Below are 241 nucleotides of genomic sequence, written 5' to 3'. Positions count from 1 at the left end.
TCTAAAGTATTTGTTGCAGTATTAAACCTTCCTTGCCCATATGGATGGTGAAGGTGTGGACTAATTAAAACATTATCAATAGAAACTGCAGAATTTATGTCTACTTTTGCTTTTCCTATTTTACCAGATTTTGTTGTTATCAAGATAACTCCATTTGCTCCTTTGTAACTATATAATGCGGTTGCATGACCAGATTGTAAAATTGATATTCTGTCGATGTCATATGGATTTAAGTTAGATA

Annotated in this window: 1 protein-coding gene; it reads right to left on the bottom strand. The window is 32.0% G+C overall.

Annotation, left to right across the window (positions count from 1 at the left end):
- On the bottom strand, positions 1 to 241 hold a 241-nt coding region (locus tag ACY2RW_RS16315; RefSeq protein WP_490123785.1), incomplete at both ends, for a hypothetical protein.

The organism is Polaribacter sp. 2305UL8-11, assembly GCF_058147165.1.
Note: the sequence above shows the minus strand (reverse complement) of the source record. Positions and strands in the feature narration are given on the sequence as shown.